The sequence below is a fragment of the Aeromonas sp. R4-1 genome, from assembly GCF_040908325.1.
Lineage (GTDB): Bacteria > Pseudomonadota > Gammaproteobacteria > Enterobacterales > Aeromonadaceae > Aeromonas > Aeromonas veronii.
Window position 1 is genome coordinate 132,196 of sequence record NZ_JBFODM010000060.1, and the last position, 26,373, is coordinate 158,568.

Annotated in this window: 28 protein-coding genes and 1 pseudogene; 18 read left to right on the forward strand and 11 right to left on the reverse strand. The window is 60.6% G+C overall.

Annotated elements, in window-relative coordinates; all coding sequences use genetic code 11:
- Nucleotides 1–5 precede the first annotated feature (5 nt).
- The 5 genes from mlaD to murA are packed head-to-tail and all read left to right on the forward strand — an operon-like array spanning nt 6 to nt 2,939.
- Nucleotides 6–503, forward strand: a complete 498-nt coding sequence (gene mlaD, locus AB5Y90_RS10195; RefSeq protein WP_005336348.1) for an outer membrane lipid asymmetry maintenance protein MlaD — start codon at nt 6–8, stop codon at nt 501–503.
- Nucleotides 504–505: 2 nt separating this feature from the next.
- Entirely contained in the window at nt 506–1,138 is a 633-nt protein-coding gene (locus AB5Y90_RS10200) for a phospholipid-binding protein MlaC (RefSeq protein ID WP_005336350.1), read from the forward strand.
- The gene (locus AB5Y90_RS10205; RefSeq protein WP_005336352.1) at nt 1,135–1,407 is read left to right on the forward strand and encodes a lipid asymmetry maintenance protein MlaB; all 273 of its coding nucleotides are present in this window, start codon (nt 1,135–1,137) and stop codon (nt 1,405–1,407) included. Before AB5Y90_RS10200 ends, AB5Y90_RS10205 begins: the two co-directional genes overlap by 4 nt.
- Nucleotides 1,407–1,664 (forward strand): BolA family iron metabolism protein IbaG, encoded by a 258-nt coding sequence (gene ibaG, locus AB5Y90_RS10210; protein WP_005306001.1) that lies wholly within the window; start codon nt 1,407–1,409, stop codon nt 1,662–1,664. Before AB5Y90_RS10205 ends, ibaG begins: the two co-directional genes overlap by 1 nt.
- 18 nt (nt 1,665–1,682) lie before the next feature.
- Nucleotides 1,683–2,939 carry a UDP-N-acetylglucosamine 1-carboxyvinyltransferase gene (gene murA, locus AB5Y90_RS10215; protein ID WP_005336355.1) on the forward strand — a complete coding sequence of 419 codons (1,257 nt, stop codon included), beginning with the start codon at nt 1,683–1,685 and terminating at the stop codon, nt 2,937–2,939.
- 87 nt (nt 2,940–3,026) lie between these two features.
- Here murA and pmbA read toward each other — a convergent pair whose 3' ends face one another.
- Entirely contained in the window at nt 3,027–4,370 is a 1,344-nt protein-coding gene (gene pmbA / locus AB5Y90_RS10220) for a metalloprotease PmbA (RefSeq protein WP_040068810.1), read from the reverse strand.
- Between the two features lie 114 nt (nt 4,371–4,484).
- Between pmbA and yjgA the strand changes: the two genes are divergently transcribed.
- Together yjgA and AB5Y90_RS10230 are read left to right on the forward strand one after the other, a co-directional pair.
- Nucleotides 4,485–5,009 (forward strand): ribosome biogenesis factor YjgA, encoded by a 525-nt coding sequence (gene yjgA / locus AB5Y90_RS10225; protein ID WP_005336359.1) that lies wholly within the window; start codon nt 4,485–4,487, stop codon nt 5,007–5,009.
- Between the two features lie 396 nt (nt 5,010–5,405).
- Complete coding sequence (locus AB5Y90_RS10230) at nt 5,406–6,188, forward strand: gamma-glutamyl-gamma-aminobutyrate hydrolase family protein (protein WP_021231832.1); 783 nt, start codon at nt 5,406–5,408, stop codon at nt 6,186–6,188.
- 12 nt (nt 6,189–6,200) lie between these two features.
- On the opposite strand, the gene AB5Y90_RS10235 is transcribed toward AB5Y90_RS10230, so the two are convergent.
- Nucleotides 6,201–6,584, reverse strand: a complete 384-nt coding sequence (locus tag AB5Y90_RS10235) for a hypothetical protein (RefSeq protein ID WP_040069030.1) — start codon at nt 6,582–6,584, stop codon at nt 6,201–6,203.
- Nucleotides 6,585–6,729: 145 nt separating this feature from the next.
- Between AB5Y90_RS10235 and AB5Y90_RS10240 the strand changes: the two genes are divergently transcribed.
- Together AB5Y90_RS10240 and AB5Y90_RS10245 are read left to right on the forward strand one after the other, a co-directional pair.
- A complete protein-coding gene (locus AB5Y90_RS10240) occupies nt 6,730–8,256 on the forward strand; it encodes a cyclic nucleotide-binding domain-containing protein (RefSeq protein WP_307896061.1) in 1,527 nt (508 codons plus the stop codon).
- A gap of 45 nt (nt 8,257–8,301) precedes the next feature.
- Complete coding sequence (locus AB5Y90_RS10245) at nt 8,302–8,700, forward strand: STY0301 family protein (RefSeq protein WP_307896059.1); 399 nt, start codon at nt 8,302–8,304, stop codon at nt 8,698–8,700.
- Nucleotides 8,701–8,776: 76 nt separating this feature from the next.
- Here the strand turns inward: AB5Y90_RS10245 and AB5Y90_RS10250 are convergent, their stop codons facing one another.
- The 6 genes from AB5Y90_RS10250 to AB5Y90_RS10275 form a co-directional block, all read right to left on the reverse strand.
- Nucleotides 8,777–9,487: an HAD-IA family hydrolase gene (locus tag AB5Y90_RS10250; protein ID WP_307896058.1), complete on the reverse strand. Its 711-nt coding sequence runs from the start codon at nt 9,485–9,487 to the stop codon at nt 8,777–8,779.
- 32 nt (nt 9,488–9,519) lie between these two features.
- Nucleotides 9,520–10,497: a tyrosine recombinase XerC gene (gene xerC / locus AB5Y90_RS10255; RefSeq protein WP_307896057.1), complete on the reverse strand. Its 978-nt coding sequence runs from the start codon at nt 10,495–10,497 to the stop codon at nt 9,520–9,522.
- Nucleotides 10,490–11,170, reverse strand: coding sequence for a DUF484 family protein (locus AB5Y90_RS10260; protein WP_186301905.1), 681 nt, complete (start codon nt 11,168–11,170; stop codon nt 10,490–10,492). The genes xerC and AB5Y90_RS10260 overlap by 8 nt, the downstream gene beginning before the upstream one ends.
- A 91-nt stretch (nt 11,171–11,261) precedes the next feature.
- Nucleotides 11,262–12,092, reverse strand: coding sequence for a diaminopimelate epimerase (gene dapF, locus AB5Y90_RS10265; protein ID WP_005336371.1), 831 nt, complete (start codon nt 12,090–12,092; stop codon nt 11,262–11,264).
- 262 nt (nt 12,093–12,354) lie between these two features.
- Nucleotides 12,355–13,605, reverse strand: coding sequence for a diaminopimelate decarboxylase (lysA, locus tag AB5Y90_RS10270; RefSeq protein WP_064335261.1), 1,251 nt, complete (start codon nt 13,603–13,605; stop codon nt 12,355–12,357).
- A gap of 32 nt (nt 13,606–13,637) precedes the next feature.
- Nucleotides 13,638–13,814, reverse strand: a complete 177-nt coding sequence (locus AB5Y90_RS10275) for a lipoprotein (protein WP_074045189.1) — start codon at nt 13,812–13,814, stop codon at nt 13,638–13,640.
- 73 nt (nt 13,815–13,887) lie between these two features.
- On the opposite strand from AB5Y90_RS10275, the gene cyaY reads away from it, so the two are divergent.
- Both cyaY and AB5Y90_RS10285 read left to right on the forward strand, forming a co-directional pair.
- Entirely contained in the window at nt 13,888–14,202 is a 315-nt protein-coding gene (gene cyaY, locus AB5Y90_RS10280; protein WP_047438752.1) for an iron donor protein CyaY, read from the forward strand.
- Nucleotides 14,199–14,852: an alpha/beta hydrolase gene (locus AB5Y90_RS10285; protein WP_279500642.1), complete on the forward strand. Its 654-nt coding sequence runs from the start codon at nt 14,199–14,201 to the stop codon at nt 14,850–14,852. The genes cyaY and AB5Y90_RS10285 overlap by 4 nt, the downstream gene beginning before the upstream one ends.
- A 64-nt stretch (nt 14,853–14,916) precedes the next feature.
- On the opposite strand, the gene AB5Y90_RS10290 is transcribed toward AB5Y90_RS10285, so the two are convergent.
- Complete coding sequence (locus AB5Y90_RS10290; RefSeq protein WP_139731423.1) at nt 14,917–17,436, reverse strand: class I adenylate cyclase; 2,520 nt, start codon at nt 17,434–17,436, stop codon at nt 14,917–14,919.
- Nucleotides 17,437–17,760: 324 nt separating this feature from the next.
- Here AB5Y90_RS10290 and hemC point away from each other — a divergent pair, with 324 nt between their 5' ends.
- The 4 genes from hemC to AB5Y90_RS10310 are packed head-to-tail and all read left to right on the forward strand — an operon-like array spanning nt 17,761 to nt 21,641.
- Entirely contained in the window at nt 17,761–18,690 is a 930-nt protein-coding gene (gene hemC / locus AB5Y90_RS10295) for a hydroxymethylbilane synthase (protein WP_139740585.1), read from the forward strand.
- Nucleotides 18,687–19,421 carry a uroporphyrinogen-III synthase gene (locus AB5Y90_RS10300; RefSeq protein ID WP_019444863.1) on the forward strand — a complete coding sequence of 245 codons (735 nt, stop codon included), beginning with the start codon at nt 18,687–18,689 and terminating at the stop codon, nt 19,419–19,421. The genes hemC and AB5Y90_RS10300 overlap by 4 nt, the downstream gene beginning before the upstream one ends.
- Nucleotides 19,418–20,467 (forward strand): uroporphyrinogen-III C-methyltransferase, encoded by a 1,050-nt coding sequence (locus AB5Y90_RS10305; protein WP_368166848.1) that lies wholly within the window; start codon nt 19,418–19,420, stop codon nt 20,465–20,467. The genes AB5Y90_RS10300 and AB5Y90_RS10305 overlap by 4 nt, the downstream gene beginning before the upstream one ends.
- A gap of 10 nt (nt 20,468–20,477) precedes the next feature.
- Nucleotides 20,478–21,641 (forward strand): heme biosynthesis HemY N-terminal domain-containing protein, encoded by a 1,164-nt coding sequence (locus AB5Y90_RS10310; protein ID WP_201990620.1) that lies wholly within the window; start codon nt 20,478–20,480, stop codon nt 21,639–21,641.
- Between the two features lie 70 nt (nt 21,642–21,711).
- On the opposite strand, the gene AB5Y90_RS10315 is transcribed toward AB5Y90_RS10310, so the two are convergent.
- Together AB5Y90_RS10315 and glpX are read right to left on the reverse strand one after the other, a co-directional pair.
- The gene (locus AB5Y90_RS10315; protein ID WP_005336384.1) at nt 21,712–21,963 is read right to left on the reverse strand and encodes a YkgJ family cysteine cluster protein; all 252 of its coding nucleotides are present in this window, start codon (nt 21,961–21,963) and stop codon (nt 21,712–21,714) included.
- A gap of 134 nt (nt 21,964–22,097) precedes the next feature.
- The gene (glpX, locus tag AB5Y90_RS10320; protein ID WP_005336386.1) at nt 22,098–23,108 is read right to left on the reverse strand and encodes a class II fructose-bisphosphatase; all 1,011 of its coding nucleotides are present in this window, start codon (nt 23,106–23,108) and stop codon (nt 22,098–22,100) included.
- Nucleotides 23,109–23,329: 221 nt separating this feature from the next.
- Here glpX and AB5Y90_RS10325 point away from each other — a divergent pair, with 221 nt between their 5' ends.
- The 3 genes and pseudogenes from AB5Y90_RS10325 (at nt 23,330) to AB5Y90_RS10335 (ending at nt 26,361) form a co-directional block, all read left to right on the forward strand.
- Nucleotides 23,330–24,409: a porin gene (locus AB5Y90_RS10325; RefSeq protein ID WP_005355196.1), complete on the forward strand. Its 1,080-nt coding sequence runs from the start codon at nt 23,330–23,332 to the stop codon at nt 24,407–24,409.
- A gap of 120 nt (nt 24,410–24,529) precedes the next feature.
- Nucleotides 24,530–25,450 carry an ABC transporter substrate-binding protein gene (locus tag AB5Y90_RS10330; RefSeq protein ID WP_368166849.1) on the forward strand — a complete coding sequence of 307 codons (921 nt, stop codon included), beginning with the start codon at nt 24,530–24,532 and terminating at the stop codon, nt 25,448–25,450.
- 33 nt (nt 25,451–25,483) lie between these two features.
- A pseudogene (locus AB5Y90_RS10335) lies at nt 25,484–26,361 on the forward strand (DMT family transporter).
- Nucleotides 26,362–26,373: the final 12 nt, after the last annotated feature.

Below are 26,373 nucleotides of genomic sequence, written 5' to 3' on the forward strand. Positions count from 1 at the left end.
TAAAGATGAAGTTCAGCAAAGTAGAATTCCTGGTCGGCACCTTCATGCTGGCTGGCATTGGTGCCATTCTGGCACTGGCCCTGCAAGTGGCCGGTTTGAGCTTCAAACCGGAAGGAGAAACCTATACCCTGCGCGCGCATTTCGATAATATCGGCGGCCTGAAAGTCCGTTCGCCGGTCAAGGTCGGCGGCGTGGTGGTAGGCCGGGTCAGCGACATCGTACTGGACCCGAAAACCCAGGTGCCCGAAGTGACCCTGATGATGCAAAAGAGCGCTGGCGAGTTCGCCGATACCAGTTCCCTCTCCATCCTCACCTCCGGTCTGCTCGGCGAGCAGTACATCGGTCTGGCCCCCGGCTTCAGCGATGAGGAGATGGGCACCGAGATGCTCAAGGATGGCGACCTGATTGAAGACACCAAATCCGCCATCGTGCTGGAAGATCTGATTGGCAAGTTCCTCTACAGCCAATCCTCCGACAGCAAATCAGACAGCAAGAAGGAGTAATCATGTTCAAGAAAATCGCCCTGCTGCTGGGCCTGATGACCAGCATGCTCTTTTCCCTGTCTGCCCAGGCCGCAGTCGATGCCACCGACCCCAACGCGCTGGTGGATCAGGCTGCCAAGCAGACCTTTGCCCGCCTGAAAGCCGATCAGGCCCAGGTGAAGAGCAATCCGGATCACCTGCGGGTGATCATCCGCGAAGAGCTGCTGCCCTATGTGGACAACCGCTTCGCCGCCTACAAGGTGCTTGGCAACCAGATTAAAGAGACCACCGAAGCGCAGCGCAATGCCTTCGTCGAGGTGTTCACCGAGTACATGGTGAGCTCCTACGCCGATGCGCTGGCCCATTTTGACAAGCAGACCGTCAAGGTCGAGCCGGGCAAAGCTCCCAGCGGCAACATCACCGCCGTCAACGTCAGCGTGAAAGAGGCCGGCAAGCCGGACATCTTCCTCGAGTTCAAGCTGCGCAAGAACAACAAGACCGGCGAGTGGAAAGCCTTCGACATGGTGGCAGAGGGGATCAGCCTGCTCTCCGCCAAACAGAGCGAGCTCGGCGGTTTGATCCGCCAGAACGGCATCGATGCGGTGATCGCCCAGTTGCGCGAGCACAACGCCAAGCCGCTGGTACTCAAACCATGACCCTCAGCGGTGAGCTGCAGGCGCCACAGGTCAATGACCTGTGGCAACGCCGCGCCGAATGGTGGCAGGACGACCAGCTTGAGCTCGGCGGCGTCACCACCCTCGACTCTGCCGGACTGGCCCTGCTGGTCAAATGGGCCAAAGCCGTATTAGCGCGAGGCGCCACACCGCAACTGGTGGGCGCCTCCAGTGATTTCTATACCCTGGCCAACCTCTACGGGGTGGCCGGGCTGTTTCAGTCAACCCCGCTCACAACTGAGGACGCATAATGCAAGTCTCTGAAATTGAAGCGATACTCCTCGAGGCTCTGCCATTGTCCGAAGTCCATGTCAAAGGGGACGGTAGTCACTACCAAGTGATCGCCGTCGGTGACATGTTTGACGGCATGAGCCGGGTCAAGAAGCAGCAGGCCATCTATGCCCCGCTGATGGACAAGATCGCCAGCAACGCCATTCACGCCCTCTCCATCAAGGCGTTCACCGACGCCGAGTGGAAACGCGAACGTAAATTCCTATTGCCCTCCTGATTTGGTAACGAAGTAAAAATGGACAAATTCAAAATCGATGGTCGTTGTACTCTCAACGGCGAAGTGACCATCTCCGGCGCCAAAAACGCCGCGCTGCCGATCCTGTTCGCGACCCTGCTCTGTGATGAAGAGGTACACCTCTCCAACGTGCCGCGCCTGAAAGATGTGGGCACCACCATCAAGCTGCTGGAGATGCTGGGCGCGACCACCAAGGTCAACGGCAACGTCACCGTGCTGACCGGTGCGGTGAACAACCACGTCGCCCCTTACGAGCTGGTGAAGACCATGCGCGCCTCCATTCTGGCGCTGGGCCCGCTCGCAGCCCGTTTCGGCGCGGCTGATGTCTCCCTGCCCGGCGGTTGCGCCATCGGTGCCCGTCCGGTCAACCTGCACGTCCACGGCCTGGAGCTGATGGGCGCCAAGATCACCATCGAAGATGGTTACATCAAGGCCCGTGTCGATGGCCGCCTGAAAGGCGCCCACATCCTGATGGATATGGTCTCCGTGACCGGTACCGAAAACCTGATGATGGCTGCGACCCTGGCTGATGGCCGCACCGTGATCGAAAACGCCGCGCGCGAGCCGGAAGTAGTCGATCTGGCCAACTTCCTCAATACCCTGGGAGCCAAGATTCAGGGTGCGGGCACCGATACCCTGACCATCGACGGTGTCGAGCGTCTGCACGGCGGCAACTACAGTGTGCAGCCTGACCGCATCGAAACCGGTACCTTCCTGGTGGGCGCAGCGGTCACCGGCGGCAAGATCACCTGCCGCAAGACAGACCCGACCCTGCTGGAAGCGGTACTGGTCAAGCTGGAAGAGGCTGGCGCCCTGATTGAGAAGGGTGAAGACTGGATCACCCTCGACATGACTGGCCGCACCCTCAAGCCGGTCACCATCAAGACTGCCCCCTACCCGGCCTTCCCGACCGACATGCAGGCACAGTTCACTGTGCTGAACGCCGTCGCCAAAGGCACCGGCATGGTCACCGAGACCATCTTCGAGAACCGCTTCATGCACGTTCCCGAACTGGTACGTATGGGTGCAGACATCGAACTGCAGGGCAATGTGGCTATCTGCCGTGACACCGAGCAGCTCAAGGGTGCCCAGGTGATGGCGACCGATCTGCGCGCCTCCGCCAGTCTGGTGCTGGCCGGCTTCGTGGCCGAAGGCTCCACCATCGTCGACCGTATCTATCACATCGACCGTGGCTACGAAGATATCGAGCAGAAGCTGCAGGGTCTGGGTGGCCGCATCGAGCGCATCAAGGGCTGATAGCCCACTGATCGCTAGCCGATAAAAAGGCCCCCTCGCGTTGGCGAGGGGGCCTTTTTCATGGTTTCGGTTCTGTTGAAACAGGGATCAGTGGCCCGCCAGCTTCATATTCTCTACCAGCACCGAGCCGGTCTTGAGACTGGAGCGCTCATCCTCGTCACGACCCACCGCCACGATATGGCTGAACATCTCGGCCAGATTGCCGGCGATGGTAATCTCCTCGACCGGATAGGCTATCTCGCCATTCTCGACCCAGAAACCGGCGGCGCCGCGGGAGTAGTCGCCATTGACGATATTGACCCCCTGCCCCATCAGCTCGGTCACCAGCAGACCGGTGCCCATCTCTTTCAGCATGCCCTGAAAATCCTGGCCGGTATTGGAGACCTGCCAGTTGTGGATGCCACCGGCGTGACCCGTGGTGGTCAACCCCAGCTTGCGCGCGGAGTAGGAGGTAAGCAGCCAGCTCATCAGCTCGCCGTTACGGATAATATCCATGTCGCGGGTGCGCACCCCTTCGCCATCGAACGGGGTACTGGCGAGCCCGCCCAGCAGGTGGGGAAACTCCTGAATGGTGAGCCACTCGGGCAGGATCTGCTTGCCCAATTTGTCGAGCAGGAAGCTCGACTTGCGATAGAGGTTGCCACCGCTGATGGCCATCACCAGATGGCCCCACAGACCGGAGGCTGTGTCAGGGTGGAACAGCACAGGCGCATGACGAGTCGAGATCTTGCGGGCACCGAGGCGGGAGACGGTACGCTCCACCGCCTCGTCGGCAATACGCTGCGGGCTCCAGAGCCCGTCGAGGGTACGGCTGGAGGAGTAGCCGTAATCCCGTTGCATATCGCCATCCTGCTCGCCGATCAGCACGCAGCTCAGCGAGTTGCGCGACGCCGCGTAGCCTTTGACGAAGCCGTGGCTGTTGCCATAGACCTTGATGCCAAGATGGCTGGAGAAACCGGCGCCGTCGGAGTGTTTGATACGGGCATCGCGACCCAGAGCGAGTCGTTCGCACTCGATGGCCAGTTCGATGCCGCGCTGGGGATCCAGCTCGATTTGGTGACACAGTTGCAGGTCGGGGGCATCCCAGGCCAGCAGCTCGGCGTCCGCCAGACCGGCGCAATCATCGGCCGAGGTGTGGCGGGCAATCTCGATGGCCGCTTCAACGGCGGCACGAATGGCGGGTTTGCTCAGATCGGTGGTCGAGGAAGATCCCTTGCAACCATCGCGATAGACAGCGATGCCGAGGGCGCCATCCTTATTGAATTCAATGCTTTCCAGTTCACAACCCCGGGTGTTCACCGATAACCCGGTCTGCTTGCTGATGGAGACTTCGGCCAGCGAGGCGCCCAGTCCTTTGGCTATCTCCAGGGCTTCGGCAACCACGGCCTCGAGATGGGCTTGATCCTGGCGGATTTGGTCTTGCTGATCCATAACTCACATCTGTATGAAAGAAGGAAAGGGGGGTAAGCATATCAGACCCCTGCGCCCAGCGGGAGAAGCTGGTAACATATCCGCCAAACGTGAATGACAGGAATCAAGAGACCGATGAGTCAATATCAAGACGACAACGAGTTCGAAGACTGGGGCCCCAGCAAGAGCCAGCTCAAGCGCGATGCCGAAGCATTGCAGAAAATGGGGGAAGAGATCGTCTCCCTCAGCCACAGCGAGCTGGAAAAAATCCCGTTGGATGAAGAGCTTGCAGAAGCTGTCGAGCTGGGTCGCAAACTCAAGCCGAAGAAGGATGAGTCCTTCCGTCGCCATCTGCAGTTCATCGGCCGCCTGATGCGCAGCCGCGATATCGAGCCGATTGCCGAAGCGCTCTCTATCATCAAGAACCGTCACTCCACCGTGAATGCCCGCCTGCATCGCCTGGAGCAGTGGCGCGAGCGCCTGATCACCGAAGGTGACAGCGCCCTCAACGAGCTGATGTCCCAGTTCCACGAGCTGGATCGCCAGAAGCTGCGCCAGCTGATCCGCTCCGCCAACAAGGAGCGGGAGCTGAACAAGCCGCCGGTCGCCTACCGCGAGATGTACCAATATCTGCGCGGCGAGATCGAAGACCTGCTGTGATCCCCGAAACACGCCTCCCCTTGCGGAGGCGTGCTTCTATTGATGCCTTTTCCTCTCCCCATACCCCGCCACCCCTGCGCGTTTAATATATCCACCATTTTGCTACCCCAGCCATTACGGCCCATCTCAACAGCCCCGTTAAATCGCCGCTTCAGAGCAGACCAAAACAAAACCGTTAACAATTTTGCATCATTTTGTTTGACATATTGAACGGCCTTGGCAGACTGAAGAGAGGATCCAGGCTGTCGCTACCCAGGCTGACCAACGATTCTGCCACCCGGCCCGACGCGGGATCCCATGACCATGCCTTGAGGCATGCCCTTGCCCTACCGGTTTGCAAGGGCCTGCCCAAGGCGCAGGATGAGACTTCAACGCCAAGGATAATCAAGGTGCCCTATGCCAAATCCCCAGCCTCCCGCCACCCGTAAACCTGTCGTGCTGATGACCATGGGCGCCCAGCCCCGCAACGGCCACGCCTATCAGGTGATGACCCACAAATACATCATGCCGCTGGTGGAGATAAGCGGCTGCGTCCCGCTGCTGGTTCCCACCTGCTGCGGCACCACCGATCTGGAGCAGTATCTGGATCTGGCTGATGGCATCTATCTGAGCGGCGCCGGTTCCAATATCGATCCGGCCCTCTACGGCCAGGAGAACCTCACGCCAGAAAAACAGCAAGACAGGGATCGCGACCTGTTCGATCTGCCCCTCATCAAGGGGGCGCTTGCCCGTGGTTTGCCGATCCTCGGGATCTGCCGCGGCATGCAGGAGATCAACGTGGCACTGGGGGGAGACATTCATCAGAAGGTCTATAACGAGCCGGGTTATGACGATCACCGAGAGGATGCCGACGATCCGGTCGACGAGCAGTATGGGCCGAGCCATCAGATCAAACTGTTGCCGGGTAGCTGGTTTGCCGAACTGATGGGGGAAGAACAGATTCCGGTCAACTCCCTGCATGGACAGGGCATCAACCGGTTGGGGAAGGGTCTGGAGCCGTTGGCCCACGCCGAAGATGGGCTGATCGAAGCACTTCATGCTCCCGCACTGTCACCCTTTTTGCTGGCAGTGCAGTGGCATCCGGAGTGGAAGGCCAATGAAAACCCCCACTCCATCAAGATCTTTCAAGCCTTTGGCGATGCCTGCCGCCAACGCAGTGCATTGATGGCGGCTAGTTAATCCCTCATCGATTCAGTCGCCAAACCCGCGCGCCTTGAGCTTGGGCAGTCCGCCCCGCTCGGGGCGCAGGGTACGGCAGATATCCATCCCCTTGAGCCCGCGCTGGATATGGTCAGGCGAATGGCCAAATACCATGCCGTTGCTGCGGTAGAGGTTGTTGTCATCCAGCTCGAACTTCTCGCCACCAATCAGCAACTGCTCGCGGCCATTGACCGTGTCGCCCCGCTTGATGGGCACCTTCATATCACTCAGCACCTCGCCGGTGGCACACCCCTCGCGCCAGCGCGCCTCGCTGGAGAAGGGGGTAATGGCTATTTCACGCCAGGAGCCATCCCGGAATTCGACCCGATACTTCTCGGCCAGCAGGTCGCAGCCAGCCAATGGCAACAGGGCCATCAAACAGATGATTTTCTTTGAAAATTTCACTCAATCGCACTCCTTTGCCCGGTTCTGCACAGGATAAATAAATTGCCACCCCAACGCACCATTTCCCCGCGCCGCAGCAGCTATGCTGGAAATAAAACCACAATAAGGTGCTGCTATGGCTGGCGAAAACCTCACCGCGCTACCGACGCTGATCTGGATTGGCGAACACCCGTTCTGGACCCTGCTCACCCTCTCCCTGATGCTGATCCACTTCTGGCGCCGTCCGGGACAGCGACGGGAGCTGCTCTCCGAGCTCAGTTTCGTGATGATTAGCGCGGTGGTGATCCTGCTGATCCAGCTGGAAGGGGGCTGGTTCAAACTGCCGCTGCCCCATCAATTGCTGATCGAGATCTCCACCCTGCTGGCTGGCCTGATACTGGTGAAGATATGGGGGATCCTGCTGTTCGAGTTTCTGCTCCCCCTCTGCCATGTGCGGATCCCGCGGATCATTGCCGATATCGTCATCACCATCGGCTATATCGGCTGGGGTCTGTTTCGCCTCTACGCCTCCGGCATGGCGCTCGGGGAGATAGTCACCACCTCGGCGGTCATCACCGCGGTCATCGCCTTCGCCATGCAGGACACCCTGGGCAACCTGCTGGCCGGGGTCTCCATTCAGCTCGACAACTCCATCGCCATCGGTGACTGGCTGCAAGTCGACACCACCCAGGGCCGGGTGGTGGAGATCAACTGGCGTGCCACCACCATCGAGACCCGCAACTGGGAGACAGTCGTCATCCCCAACAGCCATCTGCTCAAACAGCGCTTCACCGTGCTCGGGCGCCGCCGTGGCGAACCCTTGCAGTGGCGGCGCTGGGTCTGGTTCGATCTGACCCTGGATACCTTGCCGACCCAGATCATCGCGCTGATCGAGAAATCCCTGCGGGAGACCAAGCTCCCCTGTGTCGCCAAGCATCCGCAACCGGACTGCCTGCTGATGAATGTCGAGGGGGGCATCGCCCGCTATGCGGTGCGCTACTGGCTGACCGACCTGGCTCGCGACGATCCGACCGACTCCATGGTGCGCAGCCTGATCGATGCAGCCCTGCGTCGCAACGATCGCCGCCTCACCCCGCCGATCTTCAACGTCTTTATGGCCAAGGAGAAGCAGCATCTGGATGCCCGCCACAAACGCCACACCGCCGAACGAACCGATACCCTGCGCAAGCTGCCGCTGTTTGCCATGTTGCAGGAGAATGAGCTGCTCCAACTGGCCGATCAGGTGAAGTTCGCCCCCTTCGTCAGCGGCGACATCATGCTGGAGCAGGGGGATGTCTCCAACTGGCTGTTCGTGCTGGTCAAAGGGGAAGCCGAGATGGTGGTCAATGTCGAGGGGCGAGAGCTGAAGCTTGGTACGCTCAACGCGGGAGACTTTTTTGGTGAACTGAGCCTGCTCACCGGCGAGCCCAGCTCCTTCACGGTACGGGCGGTGGCCACCGTCGAAACCTATCGCATCAATCAGGCAATGTTTCAGGAGTTGGTGATGCAGCGCGAGTCGCTGGTCGAGCCCCTCTATCGGGTGCTGAGCGACCGCCAGCAGGAGCAGCAGGCGCTGCTGGAGCGGGAAGCGGAAGCCATGAAGCAACCACCACAACAGCTTGATCTGCTTGATAAACTGATGAAGCTGTTCGGCGGAAGATGACGTAGCATGACATCGTATTGAGGACGTGAAGAGAGAACCGCAGCCATGTTACTGACCACCCTGGCCCTTGCCGCCAGCCTGCAATTTGATTGTCCCGCCACCATAGAGACTCGCCAGCAGCTGCTGACCCCGCAGCAGGGCTGGCAGGCGTTCACCCGCAATGACGATGGCAAACCGGACGAAACCCTCAGCCACCGGCTCGATAATCTAGCCCTGTTCGATGGAGATCCTGCCGAGCTGGCCCAGCTCAAACCGGATAATGGCGACAGCGACGAGATCCACTACTGGAGCCAGCTCGATAGCAGCCTGCGCCCGCTCTATCTGGTCTGCCGCTATCAGAACAGCGCCATCACCCTGCAGCAGGTGCTGCCCGTCGGCATCAGTTACTGCCGCGTCAACCAGCGCGGCCGCTACACCCTGCTCGGGCTGGTTTGTCGCAAATAGCGGGCGTAATCCCTTGCCATATATCGCTATTCGCTGACAGCCATTACCGCCTGAGCGTGGCAACCCGCCAGCGACATCAGAGCAGCAGATCGGCCAGCTCCTCCAGTGCCGTCAGCTCCACGTCCGGCAACAGTTTCAGCTGTTGCCACGGTTGCTGCCGTTCGTTGAGCCAGGCGGCGCGAAAGCCGTGCAAACGAGCCCCCAGCACATCGGTCTCGGGATGATCCCCCACATGGAGGATCCGCTCCGCTGGCAGCTTGAGGGCGCTGCGGGTCTGCTCAAACATATCCGGTGCCGGTTTCATTCTGGCGCCCGCCCCCGCCTTGCAGACCAGTGTGAAGTAGCGATCCAACCTTGCCTGAACCAGATCCAGATTGCCGTTGGTGATGACCACCAGCGGATAGCGTTCGGCCAGTCTGGCCAGCAGCTGATGAGTGGACTCGCTCACCTCGATCTTCGAGCGCTCTGCCAGAAACGCAGCAAATACCTGCTCCGCCTCGCGGCTGGCCTGCTGGTCGGCCATGCCCCCCGCCACCATAGCGGCGCGGATGGTCTGCTGGCGCGCCAGGCTGACATCGTGGCGCAGCTCGGGCCTGGCCAGCAACACGGTGCGTTTTAACTCCAGCCAGCGCGGCTTGTCGAGCATGGCGGTGGCCAGATATTCGCTGCGCAGATGGCTCAGCATCCACTGCTCGGCGCGCACGATGGCGGGGCCGTTGTCATAGAGGGTGTCATCGAGGTCAAACGAGATGGCAGCAACCGGCTGCCAGCGGCGATAGAAGTGCATGGACTCTCCTCTGCAACGGGGCTCAGGGCCCGTTATTCATCGTCCTGCGCATCCGGGTCACGCTTGGCCCTGGGGTGGGCGCTGTCGTAAACCTTGGCCAGATGCTGGAAGTCGAGGTGGGTATAGATCTGGGTGGTAGAGAGGTCGGCATGTCCCAACAGCTCCTGCACCGCCCGCAGATCGCCGGAGGACTCCAGTATATGGGTGGCGAAGCTGTGGCGCAGCTTGTGGGGGTGGACATGAGCGTTGAGCGCCTGCTTGTTGCCCCAGCCATCAAGGCGGGCCTGCACCGAGCGGGCCGACAGCCGCTGCTTGCGGCTGGAGACAAACAGCGCCTCGCTCTCATCCCCGGCCAGCAGCGGGCGCACCTTGAGCCATTTCTGCAGCCACTCGACCGCCATCCGGCCTATGGGCAGCACCCGCTCCCGCGAGCCCTTGCCGGTCACCTTGAGCTGACGGTCGTCGAGCTTCAGATCCACCAGATTGATCCCCACCAGCTCGGCCAGACGCAGCCCTGAGGAGTACATCAACTCCATGATGGCGCGATCCCGCACCGCCAGCGGATCCTGCTCGTCGGTGATGTTGAGCAGTTGGTGCATCTCGTCCACATCGAGGTTTTTCGGCAGCGGCCGCCCCTGTTTGGGGGTGACGATGCCGCGGGCCGGATTGGCGGTCAGCCGCCCCTGCCGCACCTGCCAGTCGCAAAAGCTGCGCAGGGCCGAGACCTTGGTGGAAAGGGAACGAGGAGCAAGTCCCCCCTTGTGCATCCGGGTCACCAGAGTGCGCACCTGACTCGCCTCGAGCCGACCCCAGTCAGTGAGCCCCAGGGCCACCAGCTCGGCGGTCATCGCCTCCAGATGGGCTTGATAGTTATTGCGGGTATGAGGGCTGAGCTGACGCTCGACCCTCAGGTATTCGATAAAGGCCGCCAGCTCGTCCGCCAGTTCCGCAGGCAGTGGCGGTGCGACGACGGGAGCTTTGGCGGGCGCCCTGGCCGGTGTTCTAGCCATGAGTCAACTCGGGCAGACGCAGTTGCAGCAGGCGCCCCAGTTGGCCCAGCAGCAGGGTGTCGTTGTGGGGAGTAAAGTGGCCGGGATCCGAGCTGGCGAAGGCCAGCACACCGAGCTCGCCGAGCCGCATCAGGGCCACCGAGTTGACCAGCACATCGTGGCCAAACAGCGCTTGCTTCTCGCTCTGGCTCAGGCGGCCAAAGTAGTAATCCTGCCCCGGTAGACGCTGACCCAGCAGGGATTCGAGCTGCTTGCCCTGTGCCAGAAAACGCTGCTCTGGCCCGCTCAGGGCAAACTTCTTGGGATTGAGCCAGAGCCGCAGCCCGGTCAGGCGCAGCCGCTGGACAAAAGCCTTGCCCATCACGGCACTCACCTCGAACAGGGTCTGGCAACCGTACAGCTCGCCGTAGAGATCGGCATAGACCCGGAAGATCCGCTCGTTCTCGCTGGCGATCCCCATCAATTCGGTGATCTCCTGCTCCAGCTGTTCGATCCGCTCGCGCTGGCGCTCCAGCTGGCGCTCGACCAGCGAGACCGACCCTTTGCGTTCATGGGGAATACGGATCCGGTCCAGCACGGCGGCATGGCGTTGGAAAAACTCGGGATAACGGGCCAGGTACTCCAGCACAGTGGCTTCATCCACCGATTGCTCCTGCCGTTTGAGTTCGCTCATAAATTGGTTGATCCATCAGAGAAATGGGGCTTGCTGCCCCGACATCATGGGCAAAGGGGGCCAGCGCCCCCCGTACCTGAACCTTTATCGGCTAAACCTCTATCTGGCCGTCAAACACATGCTCGGCGGGGCCTGTCATGTAGACCGGCTGGCCCGGCCCCTTCCAGGCGATGGTCAGCTTGCCGCCCGGCAGACTGACGGTGACCCGCTCCTTGAGCTTGCCCTGACTGATGCCAATCACCGCCGCCGCACAGGCACCGGTGCCGCAGGCCAGGGTCTCGCCACAGCCCCGCTCGAATACACGCAGTTTGATCTCGGTAGCATTGACCATCTCCATGAAGCCGACGTTGACCCGCTCGGGAAAACGCTCGTGGCGCTCCATGATGGCACCGAGCGTCTCGACCGGCGCATCGGCGACCGAAGGCACCTCGATGACGCAGTGGGGATTGCCCATGGAGACCACGCCACACATCACGGTATGCTCCTGCGCCCGCAACAGATAGGTTTTCTCTGCCTTCTGGGCCCGGAACGGGATCTTGCCCGGCTCAAACTGGGGAACACCCATGTTGACCGTGACCTGATTCTCCCCCTCCAGCTGCAACACGATGCGACCCCGGGCGGTACTGACCGCGATGCGATCCCGGTTGATCAGCCCCTTGAGACGCACGAAACGGGCAAAACAGCGGGCACCGTTGCCACACTGCTCCACCTCGCTGCCATCGGCATTGAAAATGCGATAGTGAAAGTCGAGTTCAGGGTCATAGGGCGGCTCCACCAGCAGCAGCTGGTCAAAGCCGATCCCGAAGTGGCGATCTGCCAGCTTCTTGATGACGTCATTGCTGAAAAATACCTTCTGGGTGACGCCATCCACCACCATGAAGTCGTTGCCCAAGCCATGCATCTTGGAAAAATCTATCAACATCGTGCATTCCTGTGCTGTTAGGGCTGTAAAAATTCACCGAACCAAGGGTCGCCAAGCGCCATGAAGTCGTTGTCCACAGCCCCATGCATCCTGGAACAATCTATCCACATCGTGCATTCCTGTGCTGTTAGGGCTGTAAATACTCACCATCAACCACTATGAAGTCATTGGCCACAGCCCCATGCATCCTGGAACAATCTGTACACATCGCGCACTCCTGTGCTGTCAGGGCTGTAAAATTCTGTCATCTCTATCTACTGCATCAGGGCAGCAGGTGCTCACCGCGCCAGAGATCGGCCAACTGCTCACGCTCGCGGATCAGGTGCGCCTCGGCACCATCCACCAGCACTTCGGCAGCGCGCGGACGGGTGTTGTAGTTGGATGACATGGTAAAGCCGTAGGCACCGGCCGAGCGCACTGCCAGCAGGGAGCCCTCGGCAATAGCCAGAGTGCGCTCCTTGCCGAGGAAGTCGCCGGTCTCGCACACCGGGCCCACCACGTCATAGAGCGCGGGAGCATGACCGGCACGGCTATCCACCTCGATGATGTTCATCCAGGCGCCGTAGAGCGAGGGGCGCAGCATGTCGTTCATGCCGGCATCGATCAGCGCAAAGTTGCGGGTCTCACCCGGCTTCAGGTACTCGACCCGGGTCAGCAGCACGCCAGCATTGGCGACGATGGCGCGGCCCGGCTCGAACAGCAGGGTCAGATCCCGGCCCGCCAGCTTCTGCTTCAGCGCTTCGGCATACTCGGTCGGATGGGGTGGCTGCTCGGAACCATAGTTGACCCCAAGGCCGCCCCCCACGTCCAGATGATGGATATGAATCCCTTCTGCAGCCAGACCGTCGATCAGCCGCAGCAACTTGTCAGCCGCTTCCATAAAGGGATTCAATTCAGTGAGTTGCGAGCCGATATGGCAATCCACCCCGACGATCTCGATGTTCGCCATCGCGGCCGCCTTGCGATAGATGGCTGGCGCCAGCTCGATGGGAATGCCGAACTTGTTCTGCTTGAGGCCAGTGGAGATATAGGGGTGAGTACCGGCATCGATATCCGGATTGACCCGAACCGAGACGCGAGCCTTCTTGCCCATGCTGCCCGCCACCCGATTGAGGCGCTCCAGCTCGGCTTCCGACTCCAGATTGAAGCAGAGGATCTCTTTATCCAGCGCCAAGCGCATCTCGGCCTCGCTCTTGGCAACGCCGGAGAAGACCACCTTGGCCGGATCACCGCCCGCCGCCAGTACCCGCGACAGCTCGCCACCGGAGACGATGTCAAACCCCGAGCCCAGTCGGGCCAGCAGGTTGAGCAGCGCCAGGTTCGAGTTGGCCTTCACCGCATAGCAGATCAGATGGGGAATATCGCCAGCGGCCTTGTCGAAGGCGTGCCAGTGGCGCTCGAGGGTCGCACGGGAGTAGACGTAAAGCGGGGTACCGTACTGCTCGGCAAGCTGTTGCAGCGAGGTTTGCTCGGCCTGAAGCTGGCCGTCGGCGTCGTAGTTAAAGTGATCCAAGGGGGCGGTTCCTTCCTAGAATGGGTGCGGCATTAGTGCGGCGCGGCCTCGGTGGCAGCCTCGGAGGTCGCAGGCGGTGCTGCTTGCGGTGTACTCTGGCTCTGTGGCTGCTCGGGGGGCGGCATATAGAGCGGCCCCTTCAGACCGCACGCGGCCAACCCGAGGGACAGAAGAGTGGCAAGCAGACACTTGGTGAACTGGGTGATCATAATGGTTCGCTGCGAAAAAATTTTTGGCCCTCTATAATCGCACTCACATTGTTAAAAGCAACAGGATAAACCGATGAAGGATCACGAGTATCACGCCCTGACCGACGCCTTTTTCCAATATGTGGAAGACACCCTCGACGAGGGGTATCCGGATATCGACTGCGAACGCAGCGGCGGCGTATTGACCCTCTCTTTCGAGAACAAGACCAAGGTCATCATCAACAAGCAGGAGCCACTGCATCAGATTTGGGTCGCCACCCGCGAGAACGGCTTCCACTTCGAACTGCAGGGTGACACCTGGATCGACAACCGCTTCGGCCACGAGCTCAAGGCACTGCTGAGCCAATCCTGCACCGCCCAGGCGGGCGAAGATGTGGTGTTCCCATGATTGACCTGCACCCGCAGGGCGCCCGTCACGCGGTGATCTGGCTGCACGGGCTGGGTGATTCCGGCGCCGGTCTCGCCCCGCTGGTGGACGCGCTGGACCTGCCCGCCGAGCTACCGGTGCGTCACCTGCTGCCGGATGCCCCCGAGCGCCCCATCACCATCAACATGGGCTACAAGATGCGCGGCTGGTACGACATCAGGAGCTTCGAGGATCCCGCCGAGCGGGCCGTGGAGTCCCATGTCCGTGAATCAGCCGACCAGATTGCCGCATTGCTCGATCAGCTGGTGGCCGACGGGTTTGCCCCCGAGCATATCGTGCTGGCAGGTTTCTCTCAGGGCGGGGTGATTGCCTCCTTCACCGCGCTGCGCTATCAGGCAACGCTGGCGGGCCTGCTCTGCATGTCCACCTATCTGGCCGCCCCCGACAAGCTGCTCGGCGAGATGAGCGAGGCTGCTCGCACTCTGCCCATCTGCTACATGCACGGCATCTACGACGATGTGGTGAGCCTGTCGCTCGGTTGGGATGCCAAGAACCGGCTGGAAAGCGCCGGACTCACCCCCGAGTGGCACGAGTACCCGATGCGTCACGAGATCTGCCGTCCTCAGCTCGGCGACATTCGCAGCTGGCTGCTGGCTCGTCTCGGCGCATGAACAACCGCAAAAGCAAACGGCCTGCATCTGCAGGCCGTTTTTTATGGCGATTCCAACTGACGGATCAACCCACTTCTCGAGCGGGCGGCACCTGTTCGCGCAGAGTGCCCTGACTGCGATAGGGGATCACATCCAGCTCGCCATTCACCTGTACTATCTCGTAGTACTGGGGCAGGTTGAAGTTGATGAACTGCCCATCATCGCTGAACCGCTCGTGATTGGAGGTGTAGAAGCGGTTGACCCCCGCCACCAGCTCATCCTTGTTGCCGGCAAAGTGCTGGTAGATCTCCACCCTGTTCGCCTCATCGAGGATATAGATGTTGGTGCCCGCATCCCGGGTATCGAAGAAGAACTGCACCAACCCTTCGCTGGCGTAGGCATCGACGATGCTCGGCAGATGCTGGCTGTGGGTCTTGTCGAGCCGCAGCGGCAGGTGATCCAGCTTGTTGTGGGAGATGTGACGGTAAAAATCGATGGCGTTTTCCAGCTTCTTCACCGACACCCCGCGCCGCTCGAAGAAGATGCCGTACTTCTCGCGGCCAAGGGCCATGGTCTTGACCAGCTGCTGTTTGTCGCGGGCTAGACGCAGGTCGATACACTCCGCCACCAGGGTCTGGAAGCGGGAGCGCACCAGAGAGCGGAAGTGCTGGCTGTAGCAGAACACCTCGATCATCTCGGGGGCGGCAGCATCCTGATGCATCTTGCCGAGGATGGTGGTGAGGGCATCGACCACGGCTTCATCCCCCTGGAAGTGCAGGGTACGGATCTCGCTCCAGGAGTTGCGATAGACCAGATCCACCGAACCGACCAGACACTCCTGATTGCGACCAAACGAGAAGACATCCACGGTATTGGCGTCAAATTCGATCACCTGACCGACCCAGTGGCTGGTCGGGTCCATCTCCAGGTTGAGGAAGATGGAGAGCTGACGGATCTCGCACGGCCGACTGAGAGCCAGATTGGTGGCCAGCGGGTACTTCTCGGGGAAGCAGCCGGAGAGATCGCGGCAGAACTGGTGCAGATTGTCGATGTGCAGATCCGAGCCCTGATTGAACAGGTGCACCCGCGACTGGGGGGTCAGCAGATCGTTGAAGTAAGCCCAGGAGACCAGCTTGCTGATGTAACCGTTGAACTCCAGCGGCGCGCGGCCAATGATGTCCACCGGCTCCAGAGAATGTTTGTAGAGATACCAGCCGGCGCGGTTGAGGCGACCGTGAGGCACCTGCACGAAGCTGAGATCCGGCTCGCTCAGATCTGGCGCTATCTTGAGGTTCACCCGCTGCACCTTGCCCGGCAGGCTCTCGAACGCGGCGTAGAGTTTGCGCGACAGAATGCCGATATCTTCCGGGTTGATCGACTCGCTGATGTTGTTGCGGCGGGCGAACTGGATCAGATTGCGGTAGCTCTGCATCAGGGCTTCCAGCAGCTCGGCGTGAGCGATCTTCACCTCTTCGATCTTCCACTCATGGCGATGATCGAGTTGATAGAGTTTGTCCTGACTCCAGCCCCAGTAGGAGACCAGCTGGCTCATCTGCTCGCGGCGCCACTCGGGGGAGTGATCATCCTTGGGATTGCTGAGACCGTCACACACCTTGAGGTAGAAGCAGCGGCGCACCAGATCGAGCCTAGCCATGTCGCCGATGGACTTGAGGTAGTTGGTCACCTTGTCCAGCATCAGACAGTAGTTGTCGAGCCGGTAGTGCATCCCCTCGTTGTGCTGGAACCAGTCGCGACCAATCATCGACAGCAGGCGGGTGTTGGGATACTCGTGGGAGTAGGCTTCCATCAGCACCGACTTGAGCACCGCCTTGTAGGGGGAGTCGATCCCCTTGTAGAGCTGCCACAGGGCGGAGCCGAAATACTCTTCGGCCGGAATACGGTCAAAACTGCCGAGATCGAGCCAGTCGTCCTGCTTGAGCTTGCCGCTCTCGAACAGCTCGTTCACATACTCATCGTAGTGATCATCACACTCGGTGGGCACCAGATACCAGATCAAGCGTTTGCCCGCGATACGCATGGCACTGCGGTAGAACTCGTCGAGCAGCAGCAGGTGCTGGGCACTGCCGCAGCTCTCCCCCTGCATCTGGGCATCGTTGGTCTGGCGGAACTTGTCTTCCGGGATCAGGAAGAAGTTGAGATCGACCCCACGCTGTTCGGCCCACTTGGAGAGTTGCTGGCACTTCAGCTCCAGCAGATCGAGCCGCTCCTGCGACAAACCGGCCACGTGGCAGACCCAGATATCGAGATCGGAGTGACAGCACTGGCCGATGGAGGAGGTGCTGCCCATGGAGTAGAGCCCCTGAATGGCTCGATCATGGGTGGCAAGACCACTCTGGCAGTTGGCGTTGCGGCAGAGGTCATCGATAAAGGCTTGCTGCTCGGCGGTGGCACTGAAGCTCCAGATGCCATGAGGGACATCACCGGAGACATAACCGGGCAGCAGGGGATGATTGAAGTGCAGCATGACAGGCAGCAGTTGGAATACCTGCTGCCCATAGCGACTCATGAGGCCTAACGCCCGTTGCGTCTTGAGACGGGTAATATCGTCATAACGCGCAACCAGCGTATCGATGTGTTCCTGCAATGCCCTGCCTATCACCTAAGTGAAAATGACGCACCAAAAGGGGGGATACGTCAAAAAAGTGTGATCATGTTAACAATGCAAACAGCGGTGGTAAACAAGCCTTCAGCTAAACACCAGATTATTTCTGGTATGACCACATCAAGTATCAGGGGAAATCATTAAATTCCAATACATTCAATGAATTAATCAACACAACTTGCTTAATGAAAATCATTTTCAGCATGCATTTTTGAGCTTGGCCCCGCTTTTGCCGGCTCCGCCATGAAAGCCCGGGCAAAGGGTGGTAATATCGATTTCCTTCTAAAAATGAAACAACTGATTGATATGGCAGCCCGAACCCTGAAAATTGCCACTCGCAAGAGCCCGCTGGCCCTGTGGCAGGCCAACTTTGTCAAAGACCGGCTCGAAGCCCTGCACCCGCAGTTGCAGGTCGAACTGGTGCCCATGAGCACTCAGGGTGACAAGATCCTCGATACCCCGCTGGCCAAAGTGGGCGGCAAGGGGTTGTTCGTCAAGGAGCTGGAGACCGCCATGCTGGAAGGGCGGGCCGATATCGCCGTTCACTCCATGAAAGATGTGCCGGTGGAGTTCCCCGAGGGGCTCGGCCTGCACACCATCTGCGAGCGGGAAGATCCCCGTGATGCCTTCGTCTCCAACCGTTTCAAGGCCATTGCCGAACTGCCGCAAGGGGCCGTGGTCGGCACCTCCAGCCTGCGCCGCCAGTGCCAGCTGCGCGCCGCCCGCCCGGATCTGGTGATCCGCGACCTGCGTGGCAACGTCAACACTCGCCTCGCCAAGCTGGATGCCGGTGAATACGACGCCATCATCCTCGCCGCCGCCGGTCTGAAACGACTGGAGATGGCGCACCGCATCACCGCCTTTATCGAGCCGGAACAGAGCCTGCCTGCCAACGGTCAGGGCGCCGTCGGCATCGAATGCCGCCTCGACGATGTTGAGCTGCACGCTCTGTTGGCGCCGCTGGAGCACGCCGAAACACGCGCCCGGGTACTGACCGAGCGCGCCATGAATCGCGCCCTGCAAGGGGGATGTCAGGTCCCCATCGGTGCCTACGCACTGGTCGAAGGCGAGCAGATCTGGCTGCGTGGTCTGGTGGGTAGCCCGGATGGCAGCCAGGTGATCCGCGACGAGATCCGCGGCCCGCTGGCCGATGGTGAGGCCCTCGGCGAGCAACTGGCCCAGCGCCTGCTGGCAGCCGGTGCCGACGAGATCCTGGCCGAGGTCTACCGCGCATGACCCCGCTGGTGGTGCGTCCGGCCATTCAGGCCGCCGAGCTGGTGCAGTTGCTGCGCCAGCACGGCCATGCACCACTCTGCAGCCCGCTGCTGGAAACCGTGGCGGGCAGTGAACTCCCTCTCCTGCCCGACCTGTTGCGCAGTGCTGACGCGGTTATCGCCGTCAGCATCCATGCCGTTCATTTTGCACACGATTTTCTGTTGCAAACTGGTCAGACCTGGCCACATATTGAGTACTTTGCGGTGGGTCAGGCCAGCGCAGATGCGTTTGCCGCCATCGGCATCACGGCAAGCTGCCCGGATGACCCGCGCAGCGAAGGGCTGCTGGCCCTGCCCGCCCTGCAGCAGGTAGCAGGCAAACGGGTGCTGATCCTGCGCGGCAATGGCGGGCGGGATCTCATCGCCAGCACACTGGCCTCACGCGGTGCTCTGGTGCACTATTGTGCGGCCTATGAGCGCCACTACCCCGAGCTAGACGGGGACACATTAACCCACCACTGGCAGGCAGCGGGGCTGGACAGCCTGCTCATTACCAGTGGTGAACTGCTGCAACGGCTGCTGGAGCTGGTTCCCGACCACCAGCGGCCCTGGCTTTTTGACCGCCTGCTGGTGGTCCCCAGCCCGCGCGTGGCCGAGATGGCCCACTCCGCGGGCTTTATCCATATCACGATTGCCCAAGGTGCATCCAACCAGGCCATGACGGCCGCACTGGAACTGAGGAAGATGGAATGACAGAACAACAAGAATCCCAGGTCAAACCCCAGCCGACCGCTGCGGTCAATGGCAGCAAGAGCCGCTCCGGTGCCGTACTGGGAGGGGTCGCCATCCTGCTGGCCCTTGGCCTGACCGGCGGTCTCTATCTGCACGGTCACAAGAACGCCGTGGCCCAGCAGGCCGAACTGGCCCAGCTCAAGCAGCAGCTGGCGAGCGCCCTGAGCAAGATCGACCAGACCAGCAGCAAGGATGCCGAGCAGCTGGCCGCACTGGATCAAACCCAGCAGCGACTGCAGGGGGAGATGCAGGGTCTGCAGAACCGGGTACTGGATCTGAATGACAAGCGCCCCAACGACTGGATGCTTGCCGAATCCGAGTATCTGGTACGGATGGCGGGCCGCAAGCTGTGGCTGGAGCATGACCTCGTCTCCGCCATCACCCTGCTCGGCAATGCCGACGAGCGCATCGCTGCCCTCAACGACCCCAGCCTGATGCCGATCCGCAAGGCGTTGGCCGAGGATATCGCCAAGCTCAAGGGGATGCCGCGCATCGACCGCGAGGGGCTGACCCTCAAGCTGGCGGTACTGTCCGACCAGATCGAGCTGCTGCCCCTCTCCACCGTCAGCATGCCGGAAGCCAAGGCCGAACCGGATCAGGCTGTCAGCACCAATCCCGACGAGTGGGAGAGCAACCTGAAGAAGAACTGGGTCAAGTTCACCGAGAACTTCGTCACCATCCGCCGCCGCGATGGTGCAGTAGAGGCGCTGCTCTCGCCGCAACAGGAGATCTTCCTGCGTGAAAACCTCAAGACCAAGCTGTTGCAGGCCCAGCTCTCCGTCTATCGCGAGCAGCAGGCGCTCTACGAAGACAGCCTGGACAAGGCCCAGCGCTGGCTGACCCAGTATTTCGACACCGACAACAGCGCCACCCGCTACATGCAGGGCGAGATCGACAAGCTCAAGGGTGAGCAAATCCAGATCGACTATCCGGCACAGTTCAAGACCCAGGCGATACTGGAGCAGGTGCTGACCGAACGCCTGCAACGCATTCTGGCCAGCAGCTGAGGAGGGCACCATGATCCGTATAATCATTCTGGTTGCCGTGATGGTCGCAGGGCTGATCTTTGGCCCGCAAGCCTCCGGTAACAAGGGCTATGTGCTGATTGCTCTTGGCAATTACACCATCGAATCCTCCGTCACCAGCGCGGTGATCCTGGCCGTGCTGTTCTACGGCGCCCTGCTGATCGTCGAGTGGCTGCTGGGTCGGGTATTCGGCCTGCGCCGCAAGACCCTCGGCTGGTACGGCTCGCGCCGCCGCCGCAAGGCCAATCAACAGACCGTCGCCGCCACCCTGGCAATGGCCGAAGGGCACTACAGTCAGGCTGAAAAGCTGCTGATCAAGGGGGCCAGCAACAGCGACACCCCGCTGCTCAACTACCTGAGCGCCGCCAAGGCGGCACAGGCCCGTGGTGACGACGCCCGCCGGGATCAATACCTGCAAAAAGCGCAGGAGGAGAACCCCAAGGCAGAGCTGGCGCTCACCCTGACCCAGACCCAGTTGCAAATCGAGCAGGGCCAGTACGATACCGCGCTGGCGATGCTGGAGTCGGTCTACGCCCTCAACCCGCGCCACCCCATGGTGCTGGATCAGCTGCGTCAGGTGCATCTGGCCCGTCAGGACTGGAGCGCCCTGTGCGACCTTATTCCCAGCCTGCACAAGGTGGGCAAGCTGACCCCGAAACAGGAAGAAGATCTGCTGCAACAGGCTTGGTCTGGTCGCCTGCAACAGGCTGCCGGCAGCCTCGAGACCCTCAAGGCGGTGTGGCAGGATCTGCCGCGCAAACTGCGCCTCGAGCCAGAACTGCTGGCCTGCTACGGCGATCTGCTGCGCCAGCTGGGTGCCGACGGCGAAGCCGCCACCCTGTGGCAGGAGGCGCTGCGCAAACAGCCGATGCCGCAGCTGCTGGCTCGCCTGCCCAAGCTGAAACTCGACAGCTACCACCCGCTGCTGGCGCTGCTGCAAAAACAGCAGGGGCAACCGGAGGTGGACACCGCACTGGCCCAGCTCTATCTGCTGGCCGGTCAGCTGGATGATGCCCAGAAGCTGCTGGAGCAGGAGGTGGAGCGGGCGCCGAGCGCCGCCGCCTATCACGCTCTCGGCCAGCTGATGGACAAACGCCGCCTTACCAACAAGGCCAACGAGTACTATCGTCAGGCACTGGAACTGGCGGGAGTCTGATCCCCGGCAAACAGAAACGCGAGAGGCCGCATGATGCGGCCTCTTTTTTTATCTCTTCGCCCTGCCCTCGTCAGGTGGTGAGCCGTTCCAGCTCGCCGATCAGCCAGATAGCCTCGGCACGGTGGCTGCCGCACACATCCATCATGGGGCGAAAACCGCCGCACACCGCCGGCCGCTCCGGTTGACCGAAGATCTTGCAGCCAAGGGCGCTATCGAGCTGGATACAGGGGACGCCAGCCGGTTTGCCATCTGGCATACCGGGAATGGCACTGCTGATACTGGGGGCGATGCAACAGGCAGCGCAGCCGCTACGACACTCCATAGACTCCACTCCTTTGGGACGGTCTGAGCCACCATAGCCGAAGAGGCGGCACAAACGTAGCTGGCACACAACAAAAAGCCCGACCGCACGGGCGATCGGGCTTCAGACAACACAGCCGGTTCAGCGAGCCATCATCACAGGATGATATCGCGTACCACGCTGTCTTTGCGCTCAAGATAATGGATCGACTTGATACGACGAATGGTGCGCGACTTGCCACGGATCAACAGAGTCTCGGTGGTCGCCATCACGCCATCGCTGGTGATGCCATCCAGCAGATCACCCTTGGTGATGCCGGTGGCGGAGAAGATGACGTTGTCATTCTTCGCCATGTCTTCCAGCTTGAGCACCTTGTTGACGTCGATGCCCAGCGCTTCGCAGCGGGCAATTTCCTGCTCGCCCAGCGCACGCACTTCCGGGCTGTCGCCCTTGACGCGGTGACGCGGCACCAGACGGGCCTGCATGTCGCCATCCAGCGCGCGGATCACCGCCGCGGAGATCACCCCTTCCGGTGCGCCGCCGATGCCATACAGCATGTCGACTTCGCTGTCCGGCAGACAGGTGAGGATGGAGGCGGCAACGTCACCATCAGGAATGGCGAACACCCGCACGCCCAGACCCTGCATCTCCTTGATTGCCTTGTCATGACGCGGCTTGGCCAGGGTAATGACGGTCAGACGGGAGAGCGGCTTGCCCAGCGCCTTGGCCACGGACTTCAGGTTCAGCTCGAGAGCCTGATCCAGGTCGATGGCTCCTTTGGCCTTGGGCCCGACGATCAGCTTTTCCATGTACATGTCAGGCGCTTTCAGGAAAGAACCCTTGTCGCCCACTGCCAGCACGGCCAGCGCGTTGGCCTGACCCATGGCAGTCATGCGGGTACCCTCGATGGGATCGACCGCGATATCCACCGCGTCGCCGTGTCCGGTACCAACCTTCTCGCCAATATAGAGCATCGGCGCTTCATCAATTTCACCTTCGCCGATCACAATCTCACCATCGATCTCGATCTGGTTGAGAATGTGGCGCATGGCCGCTACGGCCGCCCCATCAGCGATATTCTTGTCACCACGTCCGAGCCACTTGTAGCCAGCCAGTGCAGCCGCTTCCGTCACTCGGGAAAACTCGATTGCCAGTTCACGTCTCATCGCATATCCAACCTATGGAGCTCGAAAACGGGCGGCATTCTACCACAAGGGCAAACCTTTGCGCACAAAAGTAGCCGCTGCGAGCAAGAATGTAGCCAATTCATCCAATTGCAACCCAATTGCCATCGACTCTTCATCCAACTGTCACCCCGCTGTCATCCCTGCTGCCTAGCATGACCCCGTTTTCAAAACAAAAGCTTGCAACACCACAAGGGATTAAGATGAAAAAGCTGACTGTAGTGGCACTGGCTCTCACCGCAGCCTTCCAGGCTCAAGCCGTTGAAGTGTACAAAAATGACACCTCCATGCTGGATCTCTATGGCCGTATCTACGCTGGCCAATTCTTCGGCGACAAGAAAGAAAACGTCGATACTGCCAATCCGAATGGCACCAAGGATTACAGCGCCAAGCAAGGGGCAAACCAGTTTGTCCGTTTCGGTGCCAAGGCCGAGACCCAGATCCAGAGCGGCCTGAAGGCTCTGGCCCAGTACGAAGTGCAGATGTACATCAACGACAGCGAAAAGACCTTGGGTAAAGATGGAAGCACAGACAACCTGCGCACCCGTCTGGCCTTTGCCGGTGTAGGCGCTGACTGGGGTACCGTGACTTTCGGTCGCCAGAAAGGGGCCCCGGGCTTCCTGGCCGACTGGACTGATGTCTCCCTCTCCGACGGCTACGGCAACGAAGCGCTGGGCGCCAAGACCGACACCTTCGCCACCAACCGCGCCGGTTCTGTTTTGAAGTATTCCGGCCTGTTCAATGGCTTCCAGTTTGATGCCAGCTACAAATTTGATGGCGGCCAAGAAGAAGACAAGAGCAGCAACAAGACCTCCGCAGCTGACCCAGCCTATGGTGCAGCCGTGGCTTACACCTTCCCGTTCAATCTGTCTTTGGGTACCGCCTACAACGTTGGCCAACGTCAGGAAAAGAATACCGAAGACGCCAAACTGTGGCTGATCTCTGCCAAGTTCGACAACAAGGCGGCCTATGCGGCTCTGAGCTATGCCGATGGCTCTGACTTTGTCCAAAGTGGCACCGACCATACCGGCTGGGAAGCCGCGCTGGGCTACAACTTCGAGAACGGCTTCGGTCTGATGGCCCTGTGGAACAAACAGGAGCAGGAAGTCACTGGCGGCAAGAAAACCGATGCCATTGACTACTACACCCTGGGTGCCCAGTACAAATTCAACAAGAACCTGCGGGTGATTGGCGAGTACCGCATCAACAATCTGGACAGCGTTGCCGGCAAAGCGACTGCCAACAAGGATGACTTCCAGCTGGCTGCCCGCTACGACTTCTAATCGAGGTTTTGCGGATCCCCAAAGCGCGATGGCTTGCCATCGCGCTTTTTGCTGAGCGTCGCTCACGACCGGAGAAAGTGGCCTAGGCTCAACAGTAGATGTATCGCCGGAGAGATGATCATGGTCAGGCTGCCTTTCGTCCTGCTGTTGCTGCTGGCTCTTCCCGCTCACGCCCTCTCTATCGCCATGGTGCTGTGGCGCGGTGAAACCGCAGCCGAAGCGGGCTTTCGGGCAGAGCTGACCCGCCTTGGCTATCAGGCCACCATCACCACCTATAACGCCGATCAGGATCGTACGGCGCTGGCAACCATGCTGCGCCAGCAGATGCTGCCGAAACTGGCCGAATACGACTACATCTACACCTTTGGCACCACCGCCACCACCATGACCAAGAGTCTGGTGGCAAACCGCAAGCCACTGATCTTCAACGTGGTATCCGATCCTGTCGGGGCTGACATCCTCTCGGAAGACAAAGCCCAGAACAGCATGGTGGCCGGGGTAAGCAACATGGTGCCGATGGCACTGCAACTGGCCAACGCCAGCGAGCATCTGGCCACCGGAAAACGGCTGCTGCTACCCTTCAACCCCCGTGAGCAGAACACCCTGCTGGTGGCCGATATGCTGCTCAATGAAGCGAAACGCTATCAGTGGCAGATGGTCACCTGGCGAATGGCCCCTGACCCACGGCGGCTGGACAACGAACTGAAGCGGCTGCAACAGGATGCCAAAAACGACATCGTCTTTCTGGCCGCAGACAGCTATCTGCTCTCCATCGCCCCCCGCCTGCTGAATGCGCTCAACGAAGCTGCCATCCCTAGCATCTGCAGTGCCGAGCTGTTCGTCGAACACGGCTGCAGCGTTGGCACCATCAGCAGCTACGAGGCGCTGGGCAAGATGGCCGCCGGGATCATCCATCGCCATCAGCAGGGAACAGAGTTGCAGGATATTCCGCTGCAGACCGCCCCCCATCCCAAACTGGTGCTGGGGCAGCTGGGTAACGCCACCACGCAGGAGGCGAGCCCCGCAAAGCCGATGCCTTGATAAAGATCTCGGCCAATCAGGCTCCGGGCGGGTATGCTGTTGACCCACATCGCCCGAGAGTCCTTTCCCATGAGCACCACCGTCTTTTTTGCCGTTCTGCTGGCAGCCCTGCTTCACGCCAGCTGGAATGCGCTGGTCAAAATTGGCGAAGAGCGGCTGGTGGGCGTGTCACTGGTGGCGATCTTCTCAGGGCTTATCGCCGCCGTGGCGCTGCTGCCCATGGGGCTTCCCTCTGCTGCCGAGCTGCCCTGGCTCGGCCTCTCAGTCCTGTTCCATATCGGTTACTGCCTGTTTCTCAGCCATGCCTACAATCAGGGCGATTTTGGCCAGATCTATCCGCTGGCCCGTGGCAGTGCCCCACTGCTCGCCATGGTGTTAAGTGCCATATTGCTGGGGGACTACCCCGGTTACGGCGGCATCATCGGCGCCTGCGTGCTGATCATGGGGGTCTTGCTGATGGCCTGGCGAGGCGGGCAGCAGCTCCTTGACAGCAAAGCGGTTCGGGCGGCACTGATCACGGCCATGTTCACGGCGACCTATACCCTCTCGGATGGGGCCGGCGCCCGCGCAGGGGGTGAACCGGTACGCTACACCCTCTGGCTCTTTGCCTGTACCGGGCTGGCGATGCTGCTGGTGTTGCTCGTCCACCAAAAGCGCAACGCATGGCGCCAGATCCGCCAATATGCACTGGTTGGCGCACCGGAGGTGCCATGTCACTGCTCGCCTACGGGATTGTTATCTGGGCCATGACCCAAGCCCCCATTGGCGTGGTCGCGGCTCTGCGCGAAAGCAGTGTGCTGTTTGCCATGCTGCTCTCGGTCTGGCTGCTGAAAGAGCCGCTCGGGCGCATGCGGCTGACGGCGGCGGCCATTATCACTGGCGGCGTGCTGCTGACCCGGCTGGGAGGATAAGCGCTGTCGCCA